Source organism: Streptomyces sp. NPDC046261 (assembly GCF_040646235.1).
GTDB lineage: Bacteria > Actinomycetota > Actinomycetes > Streptomycetales > Streptomycetaceae > Streptomyces.
Genome location: NZ_JBEYZU010000009.1, coordinates 109,767 through 124,285 on the forward strand (window position 1 = coordinate 109,767; position 14,519 = coordinate 124,285).

The 14,519-nt window shown below is 70.3% G+C and carries 20 protein-coding genes; 9 read left to right on the plus strand and 11 right to left on the minus strand.

Annotation, left to right across the window (positions count from 1 at the left end; genetic code table 11):
- Positions 1-19: 19 nt before the first annotated feature.
- Positions 20-1,033 carry a zinc-binding dehydrogenase gene (locus ABZ956_RS18460; protein ID WP_361894664.1) on the minus strand — a complete coding sequence of 338 codons (1,014 nt, stop codon included), beginning with the start codon at positions 1,031-1,033 and terminating at the stop codon, positions 20-22.
- Between the two features lie 148 nt (positions 1,034-1,181).
- On the opposite strand from ABZ956_RS18460, the gene ABZ956_RS18465 reads away from it, so the two are divergent.
- On the plus strand, positions 1,182-1,916 hold the full coding sequence (locus ABZ956_RS18465) for a pentapeptide repeat-containing protein (RefSeq protein ID WP_361894212.1): 735 nt from the start codon (positions 1,182-1,184) through the stop codon (positions 1,914-1,916).
- Between the two features lie 27 nt (positions 1,917-1,943).
- Here ABZ956_RS18465 and ABZ956_RS18470 read toward each other — a convergent pair whose 3' ends face one another.
- Both ABZ956_RS18470 and ABZ956_RS18475 read right to left on the minus strand, forming a co-directional pair.
- Positions 1,944-2,438, minus strand: coding sequence for a hypothetical protein (locus ABZ956_RS18470; protein WP_361894215.1), 495 nt, complete (start codon positions 2,436-2,438; stop codon positions 1,944-1,946).
- Between the two features lie 186 nt (positions 2,439-2,624).
- Positions 2,625-4,244: a M4 family metallopeptidase gene (locus tag ABZ956_RS18475; protein ID WP_361894218.1), complete on the minus strand. Its 1,620-nt coding sequence runs from the start codon at positions 4,242-4,244 to the stop codon at positions 2,625-2,627.
- A 319-nt stretch (positions 4,245-4,563) separates the two neighbouring features.
- Here ABZ956_RS18475 and ABZ956_RS18480 point away from each other — a divergent pair, with 319 nt between their 5' ends.
- Positions 4,564-5,127 carry a GNAT family N-acetyltransferase gene (locus ABZ956_RS18480; protein WP_361894220.1) on the plus strand — a complete coding sequence of 188 codons (564 nt, stop codon included), beginning with the start codon at positions 4,564-4,566 and terminating at the stop codon, positions 5,125-5,127.
- 46 nt (positions 5,128-5,173) lie between these two features.
- Here the strand turns inward: ABZ956_RS18480 and ABZ956_RS18485 are convergent, their stop codons facing one another.
- Positions 5,174-5,368 carry an antitoxin gene (locus tag ABZ956_RS18485; protein WP_361894223.1) on the minus strand — a complete coding sequence of 65 codons (195 nt, stop codon included), beginning with the start codon at positions 5,366-5,368 and terminating at the stop codon, positions 5,174-5,176.
- Positions 5,369-5,568: 200 nt separating this feature from the next.
- Between ABZ956_RS18485 and ABZ956_RS18490 the strand changes: the two genes are divergently transcribed.
- Positions 5,569-6,006 (plus strand): hypothetical protein, encoded by a 438-nt coding sequence (locus tag ABZ956_RS18490; protein ID WP_361894226.1) that lies wholly within the window; start codon positions 5,569-5,571, stop codon positions 6,004-6,006.
- On the opposite strand, the gene ABZ956_RS18495 is transcribed toward ABZ956_RS18490, so the two are convergent.
- Both ABZ956_RS18495 and ABZ956_RS18500 read right to left on the minus strand, forming a co-directional pair.
- Positions 6,003-6,281: a DUF6255 family natural product biosynthesis protein gene (locus tag ABZ956_RS18495; protein ID WP_361894229.1), complete on the minus strand. Its 279-nt coding sequence runs from the start codon at positions 6,279-6,281 to the stop codon at positions 6,003-6,005. The genes ABZ956_RS18490 and ABZ956_RS18495 overlap by 4 nt on opposite strands.
- Positions 6,278-6,601, minus strand: coding sequence for a hypothetical protein (locus tag ABZ956_RS18500; RefSeq protein ID WP_361894232.1), 324 nt, complete (start codon positions 6,599-6,601; stop codon positions 6,278-6,280). The genes ABZ956_RS18495 and ABZ956_RS18500 overlap by 4 nt, the downstream gene beginning before the upstream one ends.
- 139 nt (positions 6,602-6,740) lie before the next feature.
- Here ABZ956_RS18500 and ABZ956_RS18505 point away from each other — a divergent pair, with 139 nt between their 5' ends.
- The 5 genes from ABZ956_RS18505 to ABZ956_RS18525 all read left to right on the plus strand — a co-directional run bounded on the left by ABZ956_RS18505 (position 6,741) and on the right by ABZ956_RS18525 (position 10,751).
- On the plus strand, positions 6,741-7,586 hold the full coding sequence (locus ABZ956_RS18505) for a helix-turn-helix transcriptional regulator (protein ID WP_361894234.1): 846 nt from the start codon (positions 6,741-6,743) through the stop codon (positions 7,584-7,586).
- Positions 7,576-7,785: a DUF397 domain-containing protein gene (locus ABZ956_RS18510; RefSeq protein ID WP_361894237.1), complete on the plus strand. Its 210-nt coding sequence runs from the start codon at positions 7,576-7,578 to the stop codon at positions 7,783-7,785. Before ABZ956_RS18505 ends, ABZ956_RS18510 begins: the two co-directional genes overlap by 11 nt.
- Positions 7,786-8,057: 272 nt before the next feature.
- Entirely contained in the window at positions 8,058-9,374 is a 1,317-nt protein-coding gene (locus tag ABZ956_RS18515) for a cytochrome P450 (RefSeq protein ID WP_361894240.1), read from the plus strand.
- Positions 9,375-9,377: 3 nt separating this feature from the next.
- The gene (locus tag ABZ956_RS18520) at positions 9,378-9,908 is read left to right on the plus strand and encodes a GNAT family N-acetyltransferase (protein ID WP_361894243.1); all 531 of its coding nucleotides are present in this window, start codon (positions 9,378-9,380) and stop codon (positions 9,906-9,908) included.
- A gap of 36 nt (positions 9,909-9,944) precedes the next feature.
- A complete protein-coding gene (locus ABZ956_RS18525; protein ID WP_361894246.1) occupies positions 9,945-10,751 on the plus strand; it encodes an NmrA family NAD(P)-binding protein in 807 nt (268 codons plus the stop codon).
- On the opposite strand, the gene ABZ956_RS18530 is transcribed toward ABZ956_RS18525, so the two are convergent.
- On the minus strand, positions 10,748-11,434 hold the full coding sequence (locus ABZ956_RS18530) for a class I SAM-dependent methyltransferase (RefSeq protein WP_361894249.1): 687 nt from the start codon (positions 11,432-11,434) through the stop codon (positions 10,748-10,750). The two genes, ABZ956_RS18525 and ABZ956_RS18530, sit on opposite strands and share 4 nt — an antisense overlap.
- A gap of 108 nt (positions 11,435-11,542) precedes the next feature.
- On the minus strand, positions 11,543-11,917 hold the full coding sequence (locus ABZ956_RS18535; RefSeq protein ID WP_361894252.1) for a chaplin family protein: 375 nt from the start codon (positions 11,915-11,917) through the stop codon (positions 11,543-11,545).
- A 214-nt stretch (positions 11,918-12,131) separates the two neighbouring features.
- Between ABZ956_RS18535 and ABZ956_RS18540 the strand changes: the two genes are divergently transcribed.
- Entirely contained in the window at positions 12,132-12,545 is a 414-nt protein-coding gene (locus tag ABZ956_RS18540; protein WP_361894255.1) for a hypothetical protein, read from the plus strand.
- 27 nt (positions 12,546-12,572) lie between these two features.
- On the opposite strand, the gene ABZ956_RS18545 is transcribed toward ABZ956_RS18540, so the two are convergent.
- The 3 genes from ABZ956_RS18545 to ABZ956_RS18555 all read right to left on the minus strand — a co-directional run bounded on the left by ABZ956_RS18545 (position 12,573) and on the right by ABZ956_RS18555 (position 14,449).
- Positions 12,573-12,887, minus strand: coding sequence for a cupin domain-containing protein (locus ABZ956_RS18545; protein WP_361894258.1), 315 nt, complete (start codon positions 12,885-12,887; stop codon positions 12,573-12,575).
- A gap of 114 nt (positions 12,888-13,001) precedes the next feature.
- Entirely contained in the window at positions 13,002-13,550 is a 549-nt protein-coding gene (locus ABZ956_RS18550) for a hypothetical protein (protein WP_361894261.1), read from the minus strand.
- Between the two features lie 323 nt (positions 13,551-13,873).
- The gene (locus ABZ956_RS18555) at positions 13,874-14,449 is read right to left on the minus strand and encodes a TerD family protein (RefSeq protein ID WP_361894264.1); all 576 of its coding nucleotides are present in this window, start codon (positions 14,447-14,449) and stop codon (positions 13,874-13,876) included.
- Positions 14,450-14,519: the final 70 nt, after the last annotated feature.

Sequence of the window (14,519 nt, forward strand, 5' to 3'; positions counted from 1 at the left end):
TCCGCGCGTCAGCCTTGGATCAGGGGATCAGGACGACCTTGCCGACCGTTCCGCGCGTCTCCAGCGCCCTGTGCGCGGCGGCGGCCTCGGCGAGCGGGAAGCGATGGACGGCCGGTACGACCTTGCCGGCGGCGGCCTGCGCCAGGGACTCCTCCTCCAGCCGCCGCAGCCCCTTCTGGCCGCCGCCGAAACGGTCCAGCATGGCCGGGCCGAGCACGTTCCGCGAGGTGATGGCGCGTTCGGCGAGCCAGGCCGGGTCGAACTCCGGCGGGCCGCCGCCGGTGATGCCCCGCGCGGACCAGCCGAAGACGAGGTGCGTTCCGCCGGGCCCGAGCAGCTCGACGGCGGCGCGGGCGGCCGGGCCGCCGACGCCGTCGAAGACGACCGTGGCGGCCTTCCCCCACAGGGCGGTACGGGCCCGCTCGGCCCACTCGGGGTCGTTGTAGTCCAGCGCGTGGTCGGCGCCCAGCGCGCTGACGTGCCGGACCTTGGCCGGCCCGCCGGCGAGCCCGACGACCGTGGCGCCCGCGTTGCGGGCGTACTGCACGAGCAGGGAGCCGATGCCCCCGGCGGCCGCGGTGACGATCACGACGTCGTCGCCGGTCAGCTCGGTGAAGCCGAGGATGCCGAGCGCGGTGCGGCCCGTACCGATCATGGCGATGGCCTGGTCCTCGCCCAGCCCCCGCGGTATCTCGTGCAGCCGCTCGGCGTCGGTGACGGCCCGTTCGGCGTAGCCGCCGCCCGGTGCGGCGGCGCCCAGGTGGGCGACGACGCGGCGGCCGAGCCAGGCCGGGTCGGTGCCCTCGCCGAGCGCGTCGACGGTGCCGGCGACCTCACGGCCGGGGATGGCCGGCAGTTCGGGGAGGGGGTACGGGCCGTTGGGGTCGCCCGCGCGCAGGGCGGTGTCGACGAGGTGGACGCCGGCGGCCGTCACGGCGATCCGGACCTGGCCGGGGCCGGGGACGGGGGCTTCGGTCCGCTCGTACGTGAGGTTCTCGGCGGGGCCGAAGGCGTGCAGCCGGACGGCGTGCATGGCGCTCATGGAGGCTCTCCTCGAAGATCGTCGCTGGAACGGTCCCGAGTCTTCAGCCTCAACCATGGTTGAGGTCAAGGCGTTGTCAGTGCCCTGTGTCACGGTGGGATGCGTACGGAGCGTGACGGCGACGGCGGGGGAGACGGGCATGGGTGGCATGGGCGACAGGAGCGGGACGACGGCTCGTGGGACGCGGGGCGGCGGCAGCGGGCGCAAGGCCCGGCAGCCGCTGGCCCGGCTGCCCGAGGTGCGGCTGCCGGAGCTGCTGCCCTTCGGCGGGCCGGAGCTGGAGTCCGAGGGGGATCACGACGGCCTGGAGTTCGCCGACGCCGACTTCGAGGGGCAGGACAGCCGCAGCGCCTACTTCGTGGACTGCGGGTTCCACCGCTGTGCCCTGGACGGGACCCGGCTGAGCCGGTCGCGGTTCGTGGACTGCGTGCTCGACGGGGTGCGCGGGGTGGGCACGGACCTGGCGGAGGCGTCGCTGCGCGACGTGGAGGTGCGCGACGCGCGGTTCGGCGGGTTGCAGGTGCACGGCGCGGGTCTGGAGCGGGTGCTCTTCAAGGGCGGCAAGATCGACTATCTGAACGCCCGGAAGGCCGTGCTGAAGGACGTGACGTTCGAGGGCTGTGTGCTGGACGAGATCGATTTCGGCGGGGCGCGGCTGGAGCGGGTCGTCTTCCGCGACTGCGTCCTGCGCGGGGCGGACTTCAGCGGGGTGCGGATGCAGGATGTCGATCTGCGGGCGGTCACGGAGCTGCGGATCACCGGGGGGATCGAGCGGCTGTCGGGCGCGATCGTCAGCCCGGCCCAACTGTTCGAACTGGCCCCGGCGTTCGCGGCGTCGATCGGTCTGCGGGTGGAGGCGCCGATGGGCGAGTGACGACGGCCCGCGCGTGCCCGGAGCCGCTCAGAGGCGGGGGAAGCGGCTCTGCAGGTCCCAGACGACGGGGTTGTCGGCGAGACCCTCGTGCATGTCGGCCAGGTCGGCGATCAGGTCGTGCAGGAAGTCACGGGCCTCGCGGCGCAGCGCCCGGTGGTTGAAGGTCAGCGGGGGCTCGTCGGGCGCCCAGTCGGCGGTGACGTCCACCCAGCCGAAGCGGCGCTCGAAGACCATGCAGTCGGTGGACTCGGTGAAGTCCAGCTCGGCGAACTGGGTGGCCGACGAGCGGTTGCCCCGGGGATCGCGGTCGATCTGCTCGATGACGTCGCACAGGGCCCAGGCGAAGTCGAGCACCGGCACCCATCCCCAGGCTGTGGACAGCTCCCGGTCCGCCTTCACGTCGGCGAGGTAGACGTCGCCGCAGAACAGGTCGTGCCGCAGCGTGTGGACATCCGCGGTGCGGTAGTCCGTCTGCGGGGGGTCCGGGAAGCGGCGGGAGAGGGAGTAGCCGAGGTCGATCACGCTTCGATGGTACGGAACGGACGAGTACGGAACGGCCGGGCGCGGGGGAGGGGGGCTGCACGAGCGTCGGGGCCCGCGGCCCCGGCCACCGGGCGGGTGGCGGGAGCGCGGGCCCCGCAAGGCTCCGGGAGGCTGCCGGAGGGCTCCGGACGCCTCGGGAGGTGCTGCGGAAAGTCGGCTACGTCACTACTTCACGTTGATCGCGGCCCAGGCGGCGTTGACCGCCTTGTACTCGGCGCTGGTGGCGCCGTAGAGGTCCGCCGTGGCCTTCAGGGTGCCGGTGCGGGCGGCCTTGTAGTTCGTGGTGGAGGTGAAGTACGTGGTCAGGGCCTTGTACCAGATCTTGGTGGCCTTGTCCCGGCCGATGCCCGCGACCTTGCTGTTGTTGTAGGTCGGGCTGTTGTAGGTCACACCGCCGATGACCTTGCTGCCGCTGCCCTCGGAGAGCAGGTAGTAGAAGTGGTTGGCGGGACCGGAGGAGTAGTGGACGTCGACGTTGCCCAGGGAGGAGGACCAGTAGTCGCGCGAGGAGCCGTCCTTGCTCGGCTTGTCCATGTAGCGCAGCGGGGTGCCGTCGCCGTTGATGTTGATCCGCTCGCCGATGAGGTAGTCACCGGGGTCGGTCGAGTTGTTGGCGTAGAACTCGGCGGCGGTGCCGAAGATGTCGGACGTGGCCTCGTTCAGGCCGCCGGACTCACCGCTGTAGCGCAGGTTGGCGGTGGCGGAGGTGACGCCGTGGCTCATCTCGTGGGCGGCCACGTCGAGCGAGGTCAGCGGGTTGGCGTTGTTCTCGCCGTCGCCGTAGGTCATGCAGAAGCAGTCGTCGTCCCAGAAGGCGTTGACGTAGCCGTTGCCGTAGTGGACGCGGGAGTAGGCGCCCTTGCCGTCGCCCTTGATGCCGCTGCGGCCGAGCACGTTCTTGTAGAAGTCCCAGGTGACGGCCGCACCGTAGTGCGCGTCGACGCCGGCCTTCTGGCGGGCCGCGCTCCACACGTCGCTGGAGTTGGTGAACAGCGTGCCGGTGCCGGACTCGCTCTGGTTGAGGTCGTACGTCTTGTGGCCGCCGCGCGCGCCGTCGGTCAGCGTGTAGCCCGAGCCGGACTGCGTGGTGGTCAGCGGGACGGTGCCGCTGTAGGTGCTGGTGCCCGTGCCGGTGTGGACGGTCTCGTTCTGGAAGAGCTTCTTGCCGGTGTTCGCGTCGGTGATGACCTGCAGCTTGCTCGGCGTGCCGTCCTTCTGGACGCCGGTGACGGTCGTCTCGTACGCCAGGACCGGCTTGCCCTGCGCGGCCCAGATCACCTTGCGCGGCGCCTGGCCGGCGTCGGCCTTGGCCGTCTTCTCGTCGGCGGCGGCGCTGAGCGCGCTCTTCTTCGCGGCGGAGGGCGCGAGCGAGGGCTTCGTGCTGGGCACGGCTATCTCGGCGTCGGTCGCCTTCGTGACGTCGCGGGCGCCGCTCTTCTTCTGGTGCACGACCAGGTCGCCGCCGAGCACCGGCAGACCGTCGTACGTACGCTCGTAGCGCGTGTGCACCGTCCCGTCCGCGTCCTTGATGACGTCACGGACGACCAGCTTCTCCTTGCCGTCCAGGCCGATCTTCGCGGCGGTCGAAGAAGCCTCGCCCTGCGCGTCTCTGATCGCGGAGGCCTTCTGCCCGGCGGAGAGCGCGAGCTGCTGCCCGCCGCTGCTCTTGTCGGCCGAGGCGGTCGCCGAGCCGGTCTGCACACCGATGACGACCATCGTGGCGGAGGCGACCAGCGCGGCGGCGCGGAGAGTGGTCTTGCGGGAGGTGGAGGTGTTGCTGCTCAACTCTGTCTCCTATGAGGGGGGTTACAGGCCGACTGGTCAAGACGGCCCGCTGATGCAGGAGTGGTGCAGGAGTGAAGTGAGGAGAGCGTGCCATCAAATGAGCGTGTTTGACAGGGGCGCAACAAGGATTTGATCTGTTGGTAAACGATGAGCGGTGAATTGCGTCCGATATGCGGTGAGTTGAGCAAAAACAAGCAAGGGTTCAACTGTCCGTCATGTGAACGCGGGCATGCAGAAACGATCGAGACAGATCAGGAGTGCCCCGACTCGCATACAAGTGGCGCGGTCCGTACGGCGGATGAAGAGGGAGAAAGCGGACGTGAAGGTGTTGACCTATGCGGACCCTGAGGTCCCGTCAGCGCTACGCGCGCAGGCGACGGCCCTGCGCGAACAGGCATGGCCCGGCCTCGGCGACAGCCCCCACGACCGCGCGCTCAACCCGGTCGTCATGCTGCTCGTGTCGCCCGGAGGCGAAGTGACGGCGGCCCTCGACATCCTCTCCAAGGACATCGCGCACGCCGGCCACACCTACCGCGCCGCCGGCCTGAGCTCGGTCGCCACGGCCGAGGCGCACCGGGGCAAGGGACACGGGCGGCAGCTCGTGGCTGCCGCCCGTGAGGAGATCGCGCAAAGCGGCGCGGACGTGGGCCTGTTCACCTGCGACCGCCCGCTGCGCGCCTTCTACGAAAGCGCCGGCTGGTCAGTGCTCGAGGGCGCCGTCCTGGTCGGCGGCACGCCCCAGGAGCCCTTCCCGAGCGACCGGCCGGGATTCGACAAGATCACCATGGCCGGTTTCTTCACGGAGAGGGCGCGGCGCGACGCGGACGCGTTCCGGCACAGCCGCATCGGGCTGTACCCGGGGGAGATCGACCGTCTGCTGTGAACCGGACGCAGCCCGGGGCCGGGGCCCCGGGCTGTCGAAGGAAACCTCAGCGGTCGTCGGTCGGCGGGCGCTCGCGGTCCGCGCCGAGCTGCTCGTTCAGCTTCTGCTGAGCGGTGTCGACCTGGCTCTGGTACTTGTTCCCCGTCCTCGCGTCGAACGCGTCCCCGGCCTTCTCCACGCCCTTGCGGGCCTGGTCGGGGTGGCCCTTGATGAGGCCCTTGAGCTTGTCGAGCATGGACATGGCCGTCCTCCTTATGGAACGCCTGACCTCCTCAGGATCGCGGTGTTCCAGCCCGCCCGCATCCCAGGACGGGGGCGCTCGGGGGCCATCGGGGGGCGTACCCGGCGATAAATATGTAGAGCAAGATCGACTGTTTGTGATGGGCTCTGGTCGCATGCGTGTCTGCGCACTTGCGTCGCCATCTCAAGGGAGAGAACCCGATGAACGCAATGAAGCTGCCCCGCACCACCCGACTGACCGGCGCCGCCGTGGCCGCCCTCATGGTCACCGCCGGCGCCGTGGCCGTCGCCTCCCCTGCCGCCGCGAAGACCCACAACGTGGTCATCGACAAGGTCGCCCTCGGCTCGACGAACCAGTCCGTCGAGACCGACGTCACCTACACCTGCGACAAGGGCTCCGACCTCGACCTGAAGGTCACCGTCAGAGGCCCCGGCCGTGTCTTCGGCCTCCCGGCCATGGGCACCGCGACCATCCCCAACAAGGACCTGACGTGCGACTACCAGCCGCACGCCCTGCACCTCAAGCTCATATCCCACACGGGCGGCACCTTCAAGAAGGGTGACCTCGTAGGCGTCACCGCCGGCTACCCGCTGAAGAACGGCGACTTCCTCGGCGAGCAGAAGTCCTTCTTCCTCTAAGTCGCTGCCGCGGCGGCCGTGCGACGACCGGGCCCACCCCGGCGCACGGCCTCCGCCACCCGGCGGGCCGCCTCCCGGTCCGCCGCGCGCGCCGCCTCGGGCGACGGCGTGATCACCTGCGGCAGTCCCGGGGGCCGCAACGAGCCGTAGTCCGGGAAACGCCGCGTCCCGCACCGGTCGCAGCGCGCCTCTCCCGCGGAGTTCTGAGTCCATCCGGTGTGGTGCCGGCACTCGTCCACGAGGCGGCCGGTGCCGTACGCGGTGCGCCGGGTCACGAGACCCTCACCGACGGCAGCAGATGAGCCGACCGGAAGTGGTCACGCACGGCCACCGTCGCGTCCGCGGTCGCCTTCTCGTCGCCGCCGGCCGCGGCCTCCCGCCGTGCCGCCTCCAGCGCCGTGCAGTCGGCGCACCCCCGCGGCGACGCCGACGGGCTGACCCGGAGGCCGGCCGCCTCCCGCTCCTGCCGCGTCGCCAGCCGCAACGCCTGTGCCGGAACCTCCCACTCCCGGCCTCCACCGGGTCGCCTCACCTGAACGCGCGGCCCCTCGCTGCCCATCACTTGCGCGAGCGTTTCGCTACGCGTGTCCACCACGTATGCGCCTTCGCGGTAGGTCACGGAATTTCCCCTTCGGGTTGTGCTTACTGCGTGTGCGTTCAGGGTTGCGGTTTGGAGCTACGCTCAACAGGGGGGAGCGCTCTACAACAGCGTTGTTGTGAAGGGGAGTTAGGTTGTGGCCAATGGTTCTGGCGGTGTGGGGCGGTTCGGTCAGCCCAAGCTGGGGTGGGAGTTCTTCGGCTCCGAGCTGAAGCGGCACCGCGAGGCCGCCGGGCTTACGCAGCAGGAGCTGGGCAGACGCGTGATCTGTTCCGGCTCGTACATCGGACAGTTCGAGACAGCGATGCGGAAGCCGCAGCTCGATGTGGCGCAGCGGGTAGATGTGGAGCTGAAGACCGACGGGCTCTTCGGGCGCATGTGCGAGCAGTTGATCAACAACTCGCCGTTCACGAGCTACTTCGCAGAAGCGGTGTATCTCGAACGGCTAGCGACCTCGGTCCGGGAGTACGCGCCAACGTTCGTCCCAGGATTGCTGCAGACGGCGGCCTACGCTCGTGCCGTATTCCTTGCCGGTCTGCCCTTCGCGTCCGACGATGAAATCGATTCGAGGGTGGCCACGCGGCTGGAGCGTGCTCGGCTGCTGGACCATCCAACAAGGCCTCTGTTGTGGGTGGTGCTCGACGAGACCGCCCTTCGGCGCAAGGTCGGCGGTGCCGCCGTGATGCACCAGCAGCTGACGCACATCGCATCTCTGGTGAGTAGGCGTCGGGTCGTCATGCAAGTGCTGCCATTTGAGGCGGGGGCTCCGGCGCTTGGCGGAATGCTTACTCTCATGGCTTTCGAGGACGCCCCGTCAGTGGCGTATGAGGAAGGCCATGGTCACGGGGGATTGGTGGACGACCCGGCCCTGGTAGCCCGGGCGAAGCAGTCGTACGACCTTGTCAGTGCTGCCGCTCTGTCGCCGGAAGAGTCCCTGCGTCTGGTCCAATCCATGGTGAAGGAGTACGTAGATGATCAGTGACCGCGACCTGAGCGCAGCGGCATGGCGCAAGAGCAGCTACAGCGGGGCCGGTGATGAGAGCGGCCAGAACAGCTGCCTCGAAGTTGCCGACCACATACCCGGCTTAGTTCCGGTCCGGGACAGTAAGAACCCCCACGGCCCCGCCCTCGCCTTCCCGGCATCGGCCTGGGCCGCGTTCGTAGCCCGGCTGCGTTCGTAGGTGCAGTCACCCGTTAGGCGTAATGCGGACCGGGGGGTGACGCCGCCCCGCGTGCATGGTTCCGGGCCGCGTGCTGGCATGGCGGTAGGGAAATGAACCGTCATGCAAGGAGCACACCATGATCCGGAAGCTGCTGAGCAAGGTCCGCGCCCCCCGCTCCCACGGCGCCTACCCCCTTTACTGGGAAGACTGATCTCCTGACCTGAGGTGGGGCGCGGTCCGCGTGGTCGCGTGCCCACCTCCCGTGCGTGACCGACAGGTGAGAGGCGCACATGGGGCAGGAACGGCAGCCTCCGCGGCTGCCCGGTGACGTCGGGGGCGCGGCCGCATGGCGGCGTGACCGGCTCGGGGTGGCGGTGCGGGCGGCGCGGGAGTGCGGGGAGGTATGGCAGCTGCGGCGCGGTGTCTATGTGGCGGCCACGGCGGGCCCGTGCGAGACGGTGCTGCGGCGCACCACGTATGAGTACGGCACGCTGCCGGGGACTTTCCGGCCGGCGCCGCGCCCTGACGGCAGCCGCCCCGGCCCGCAGGAGCGGGCACACGGCCATGCGGCGAGGATGCGGGCCCTGCGGCCGAAGGCGGTGGCGGAGCGGATCGGGGTGATCGCGCCCGGGACCGCGCAGTTCGCCCAGGAGTGGCCGGTGGGCCGGGATGTGGACGTGCTTCCCCGTGTCCAGGGGGCGCTGGCCGCGATCGGCGCCCGGTACGTGTTCGACGCCGACGCCGATGCCCTGATCGGCCTGGCGGCCCGGCTCGCCGAAGCCCGCGAGCGCATCATCCGCTCGTTTCCCCTGCCCGGATGGGTCCCCACATCCGCACGACGGTTCCTGGCCTGCCAGCAGGCCGGGTTCGCCGAGGAGCTGCGCCGCGTCATCGCCCGGCGCCGCTCGACCGGCCGCCTGGGGGACGATCTGCTGGGACAGATGCTGCGGCCGTCCTCACAGTACGGGCAGCTGCCGGACGCCGCGATCATCGACAGTCTGACCGGGTTGATCGTCGCGACGGCCGAGACACCCACCCGCGCGGCCGGCTGGATCCTGCTCACCCTCGCCCGTCACCCTCGGGCAGCCGACCGCGTCGCGAGCGAGGCCGGGGCGCTCCCCACCGATCCCCGGACGATCACCGGCGCGGATTTCGACGCCCTGCGCTACACCCAGGCCGTGGTCCGCGAGGTGCTGCGGCTTCACCCGCCGAACTGGCTGCTGGCCCGGCGGGCCGTAGAGCCCACGGAGCTGGCCGGTTACCGTGTCGCGCCGGGCACCACGGTCCTGGTCTGCCCCTACACCGCGCACAGAGACGCCCGCGAACACCCCGATCCCGAGGTGTTCCGGCCCGAGCGCTGGCTCGCCGACCCCGGCTCCCCGGTCACCCCGAGTGTCTTCCTGCCGTTCAGCCTGGGGCCGCGCAGCTGTGAGGGAAGCGCGATGGCCATGGCCGAGCTCACCCTCATCACCGCGGAGACCGCTCGCCGCTATCACCTCCACGAGCCACCGGGGCCCGGCCCCAGCCACCAGGTCACCACCGACGGCGCCCTCGTCCCGGCCGGCCTGCGCCTGCGCGCCACTCCCCGCCCCAACGCCCCGTCCTGACCTATGCCGCTGCCGCTGCGAACATCGCGCCTGCTTCTGCGAGCCCCGTTGCTTTCCGACGTCGACGCCTTCCTCGCCATCTACGCCGACCATGAAACGCTGCGTCATATCGGCACCCACGCGCGATGGACCGGCGACCTGGTACGTCGCAGAAACGAACAGGGAATCCGCGTCCTGGAGGACCGCGGTTACACGGTGTATACCGTCGAACGCCGCAGTGACGAGGCGATCATCGGCCAGTGCGGACTGTGGCCGGCCGACGACGGAACCCCCGAGCTGGCATGCGTCCTGAGCAGGGAAGTCTGGGGCCGGGGATACGGCCTGGAGGCCATTCGCGCGGTGGTCCGCCATGCCTGCGGTGAACTCGGGCTGGCGCGGATGACCGTACGCTTCGAGGTCGCGAATACCGCGATGGCCAAACTGTGGGAGAACCATCCGGAACTGGGATTCACCTTCTCCCAGGAATATGTCTGCGAACGAAGCGGACAACGGATGCGCCAGTACACCAGGCTCCTTGACCTCAAGCGCAGTTGAGCTCCTAGCGTCATCGGCGACGAAAGGAACGCGACTGTGACGACACTGGTTACGGGTGCCACCGGGAACACTGGCCGGCATGTTGTGGCGGAGCTGGTCCGCCGGGGAGAGCCCGTGCGGGCGCTGACGCGGAATCCGGCTGCGGCTGCGGGAAGGTTGCCGGCCGAGGTGGAGCTGGTGGCCGGGACGCACACGGTGCCGGAGGGGTTGGATGCCGCCCTCGACGGTGTCAGCCGGTTGCACATCACCGTGACGGCGGGGCTCGCCGAGGCCGGCCCCGAGTTGGTGCGGCGGGCGGTCGGCGCGGGGGTGCGGCGCATCACCGTGGTGTGGGGTGGCTGGGTGGGGCCGGTCGAGCAGGCCGTGGCGGACTCGGGGGTGGAGTGGACACGCCTGGAACCGCAGGAGTTCATGTGCAACACGTTGAGCTGGGCCGAATCGATCAGGGCCGAGGGTGTCGTGCGCGAGCCGTACGACTTTCCCAGCGCGCTCGTCCATGAGGCGGACATCGCGGCAGTCGCGGCAGTCGCGCTGCTCGATGACGGCCATGCCGGGCGCGCGTACAACATCACCGGTCCCGAGTCGCTGACGCCGCGTGAACGGATCGCCATCCTGTCCCGGACCATCGGCCGGGACATCGATTTCGTGCCGATCACGCATGAACAGGCCCTCGACAGGCTGATGGCCACCGGCGTGCCCCGGGCGGACGCCGAATACGTCATCGGCTGGTACGCCGCTTCCAGCGATGACTCCAAGACCGTCGTCGACACCGTCGAGCAGGTGACCGGCCGCCCGGCGCGCACGTTCGCGCAGTGGGCGGCCGAGCACGCGGAACGCTTCTAAACCGGCACCGCGCGTACCCACGTGCGGTCGTCCGTCAAGTAGGACTCCACGGCCAGGCCGGCCTCGGACAGGGCGCGTTCGAAGGCTTCCGGGGTCAGGGGGCGGGACAGGAACGTCTGGGTCCAGTGCGCGCCCGGGAAGATGTACTCGGCGTGGACGGACCGGACTCCGGGGCCGACCGGGTCGGAGGACACGATCCGGATGATGCCGTCGGCGATCCGTCCCTCCCTGGGGAGGTTGTCGTGCCGGTCGGCGGCTTCGCGCTGGATCAGTACGCAGCCGTCGTCCGCGACGTGGCGTCGGCAGGTCCGTAGAAGCCCGTGGCTGACCTGTGGGTCCCCGGCGTGGACGAGGAACGAACCCAGGAGGACCGCGTCGAAGCGTTCGTCGAGCTCCAGTTCCTCGATCGGGCAGCAGACGGTCCGGGCGCCGGTCACCCGCTCCAGCATCTGCGGGGACTCGTCGACGGCGGTCACGGTGAAGCCCCGCTCGATCAGAGGGTGGGTCACGCGGCCGACGCCCGACCCCAGTTCGAGGATGCGGGCCCCGGGCGGGACCGCTCGTTCGATGATGTCGGGTTCGTCGCCCACGGGCAGCCGTGTGTACAGCTCGACCGCGCAGCCGTCCGGCGTGATCGCTCCCGGCCCGGTCCCGCGGTATCCCTCGCGCATCCGTTCGCTCATGCCTCATCGGAACACGGGGAGGGCGGCCTGTGAAGGGGTTACCCGCGACACCGGCGCCATTACCGCTCACACCTGTCGGTGGATTCGGCACGCCACAGCACAGCGTCACTACCCCCCGAAAGCTTTCAGGCTGTTCAGGACCTGGTTGAACACGTCGGTACGGGCCGCTGCTTCCTCATCCTGTTTTGCCTGGTAGAGAAAGGGGTTTGTGGCCGCCGTACAGGTGAGCCCGCTGTTGCCGCAGTGATTCCGTGGCAGCCCGAGCGGCAGCTGCCCGGCGTTGCCCGACACCGTTCCCGTGCCGGAGCGCGTCGCACCCGCTGCTCGCGGCCCGTCCGCGTTGGCGCAGACGTTGCCGGACGTGGCGTTTCCGATGCCGATGACCGCGTGCGCCGGCGCCGCCGACAATGCCACCGCGCCCAGTCCCGCACCGACCAGTACCGCACGCTCCCGCATCCACTTGGCACATGTCGCCGCACCCATACGCCACTCCTCCGACCGTGTATCCGGAACCCGAACCCCCAGTCCATTGACCCAAACAACGATGAATCGCCATAAATGACACGGCCCCCACTGCCAGGCGCATGGGGTCGCCCGACGGCGTGTGGACGCACTGCCGGATTGGGCCCCCGGCCGAGTGGTAGCTCTCTCGCCGGGCCGGCGATCCGAGCAGGCAGGTCATGAGAGGCGGAACCGCATGCGCAAGACGCTGTTCGCTGCGTCGATGGTCTTGATGGTGTCCGGCACCGGGCTGGTGGCGCTCGCTCCGGCCGGCGCCCAGCCGACGCGGAGCCCCGGTCTCCCCGTGGCTGCCGATGTCACTCTGACGTACACCTCGCCCTCGAAGGACGGGCGGGGCCACATCACCTGGCACTGGACGGCGCGCAACACCGGCGACAGCCCGGCCTCCAAGGTCGTCGTCACCCACCGGGTCACGCCCTCGGCGCCCGTGACGTACAGCAGGCCCTGCGAGGGCACCGCGGAGAAGATCACGTGCAAGGTGGGCGATCTTCGGGCGGGTCAGCAGTTCGAGGGTGAGGTCGTGGCCGAACTGCCGCCGGGCCAGGACGGCGACGCGCGGATCCAGGGGAGGGTCACCTGGCAACGGTGACGCACAGCGCGGTCGTCGGGGCAGCTCTCACTCGGCGGGCGGCAGCCCCAGGTCGACGATGACGAGCGTGCCGTGGCTGCCTGGGCGGACCGCGTGCGGGGTGCCGGCGGGGATCAGGTAGAGCTCGCCCTGGCGTACGGACACCGGGTGGCCGGCGACGTCGAGTGCGAGGTGTCCGTCGAGGACGAGCAGGGCCTCGGGGGCGTCGTGGCTCTCCTCCTCCATGGGCGACTCGTCCATCCGCAGCACCTTCAGGCAGGCGCCGCCCACCTGGCCGAGGGCGAGGGAGCGCCACTCCTGGGGGAGGGCCGCGGCGGTTTCCGGCAGGTTGATCAGGCTCAAGGCGCACTTCTCCTATGCGGTCGGGCAGGGGGGAATGGATGCTCAGAGGCTAGGTGACCCGAGCCGGCCCCAGGGCGACCGTTGGGTAAAGGATCACGAGCGCCGGCGCGGCCGTCACTTGACCCTCGCGCTCTCCAGGACCGTGTCGACGGCCTGGCGCTCGGCCGGGCCGGCCGGCTGGGCGATGCCGAGGAGGAAGGACGAGCGGTCGTCGGGTTCCGCGATGAGGGTGAGGCGGAGGTGACCGATCTTGCCGTGGCCGTCGTTCACCTTCAGGGCCACGGTGTGGGCGGGGCGGCCGCTGACGCGTGTCGGCCGGGACTCCTCGGGCGTCGAGCTGCCGTCCGGGTAGAAGAACACGGCGTTGGAACGGGCCGCCCTCTCGGCCCGCTGCTGCAGTGCTGCCTCCGGGACGGTTCCGGCGCGGCCGGCGAGGACGACGCTGCCGCCCTTGCCGTCGGCGTGCTCCGTGCTGATCGTCGAGGTGAACGCCTTGATCAGCCCGCCCTCGTCCTTGTGCTTCCACCCTTCGGGGATCGCGTAGGAGAGGCCGGTCGCGTGGTCCACGACGCGCGGCCGCCCGGCCAGCGGGGAACCGTCCCCGCGCGTCACCCACCATGCGGCGCCGCCCACGCCCGCCAGGACGAGGATCACTGCCGCCATGACCCCGGCCACCGCGGCACGGCGGTTTCCCGGTGGGGCGACCGGCGCTGGGGGCGGATAGCCCGGGCCGGGCGGATACGGCGGCGGGCCGGCAGGGGGCGGTGTGATCATGTGTCCAGCATGCTGCCCGGGCCCGGTCCGGCCGTGAGCGCGCGTACTCAGTCCGGACCGGTCCGGTACTCAGATCCGCCGCGGACGCGCGATGCGCCCCCGGACATGCCGGAGAGGGCCACGCCCGCGCACGGGGTGGCCCTCTCTCGCTGCTGCGACGGCGCTACGACAACGGCGCGACTACGACGTCGCGACTCTTACGGCGCCGACCGTCAGACGTTGACGCCGAAGTCCTGCGCGATGCCCGCGAGGCCCGAGGCGTAGCCCTGGCCCACGGCGCGGAACTTCCACTCGGCGCCGTGGCGGTACAGCTCGCCGAAGACCATGGCGGTCTCGGTGGCGGCGTCCTCGCTGAGGTCGTAGCGGGCGAGCTCGGCGCCGCCGGCCTGGTTGACGATGCGGATGTAGGCGTTGCGGACCTGGCCGAAGTTCTGCGAGCGCGTGGTGGCGTCGTAGATGGAGACCGGGAAGACGATCTTGTCGATGTCGGCCGGGAGGGCCGCCAGGTTGACGTTGATCTGCTCGTCGTCGCCCTCGCCGGCACCGGTGACGTTGTCGCCGGTGTGGACGATGGACTGGTCCGGGGTGGACTTGTTGTTGAAGAAGACGAAGTGGGAGTCGGAGTACACCCGGCCGCCCGCGTTCACGGCGATGGCGCTCGCGTCGAGGTCGAAGTCCGTACCCGTGGTGGTGCGGACGTCCCAGCCGAGGCCGACCGTGACGGCCGTCAGGCCCGGGGCCTCCTTGGTGAGGGAGACGTTGCCGCCCTTGGACAGGCTTACAGCCATGGGAATGTCCCTTTCTTGTGGGGTAGTGCCACGAAGCTCGCGCCCGAAGCTACCGTCACCCCAGTTAACG

What these genes read in the sequence shown, in the direction of transcription:
- ABZ956_RS18465 (WP_361894212.1), top strand. Translation starts at nt 1,182, where the DNA reads ATGGGTGGCATGGGCGACAGGAGCGGGACGACGGCTCGTGGGACGCGG.
- ABZ956_RS18540 (WP_361894255.1), top strand. Translation starts at nt 12,132, where the DNA reads ATGCGCAAGACGCTGTTCGCTGCGTCGATGGTCTTGATGGTGTCCGGC.
- ABZ956_RS18530 (WP_361894249.1), bottom strand. Translation starts at nt 11,434, where the DNA reads ATGAGCGAACGGATGCGCGAGGGATACCGCGGGACCGGGCCGGGAGCG.
- ABZ956_RS18460 (WP_361894664.1), bottom strand. Translation starts at nt 1,033, where the DNA reads ATGCACGCCGTCCGGCTGCACGCCTTCGGCCCCGCCGAGAACCTCACG.
- ABZ956_RS18485 (WP_361894223.1), bottom strand. Translation starts at nt 5,368, where the DNA reads ATGTCCATGCTCGACAAGCTCAAGGGCCTCATCAAGGGCCACCCCGAC.
- ABZ956_RS18555 (WP_361894264.1), bottom strand. Translation starts at nt 14,449, where the DNA reads ATGGCTGTAAGCCTGTCCAAGGGCGGCAACGTCTCCCTCACCAAGGAG.
- ABZ956_RS18515 (WP_361894240.1), top strand. Translation starts at nt 8,058, where the DNA reads ATGGGGCAGGAACGGCAGCCTCCGCGGCTGCCCGGTGACGTCGGGGGC.
- ABZ956_RS18535 (WP_361894252.1), bottom strand. Translation starts at nt 11,917, where the DNA reads ATGGGTGCGGCGACATGTGCCAAGTGGATGCGGGAGCGTGCGGTACTG.
- ABZ956_RS18510 (WP_361894237.1), top strand. Translation starts at nt 7,576, where the DNA reads ATGATCAGTGACCGCGACCTGAGCGCAGCGGCATGGCGCAAGAGCAGC.
- ABZ956_RS18490 (WP_361894226.1), top strand. Translation starts at nt 5,569, where the DNA reads ATGAACGCAATGAAGCTGCCCCGCACCACCCGACTGACCGGCGCCGCC.
- ABZ956_RS18550 (WP_361894261.1), bottom strand. Translation starts at nt 13,550, where the DNA reads ATGGCGGCAGTGATCCTCGTCCTGGCGGGCGTGGGCGGCGCCGCATGG.
- ABZ956_RS18520 (WP_361894243.1), top strand. Translation starts at nt 9,378, where the DNA reads ATGCCGCTGCCGCTGCGAACATCGCGCCTGCTTCTGCGAGCCCCGTTG.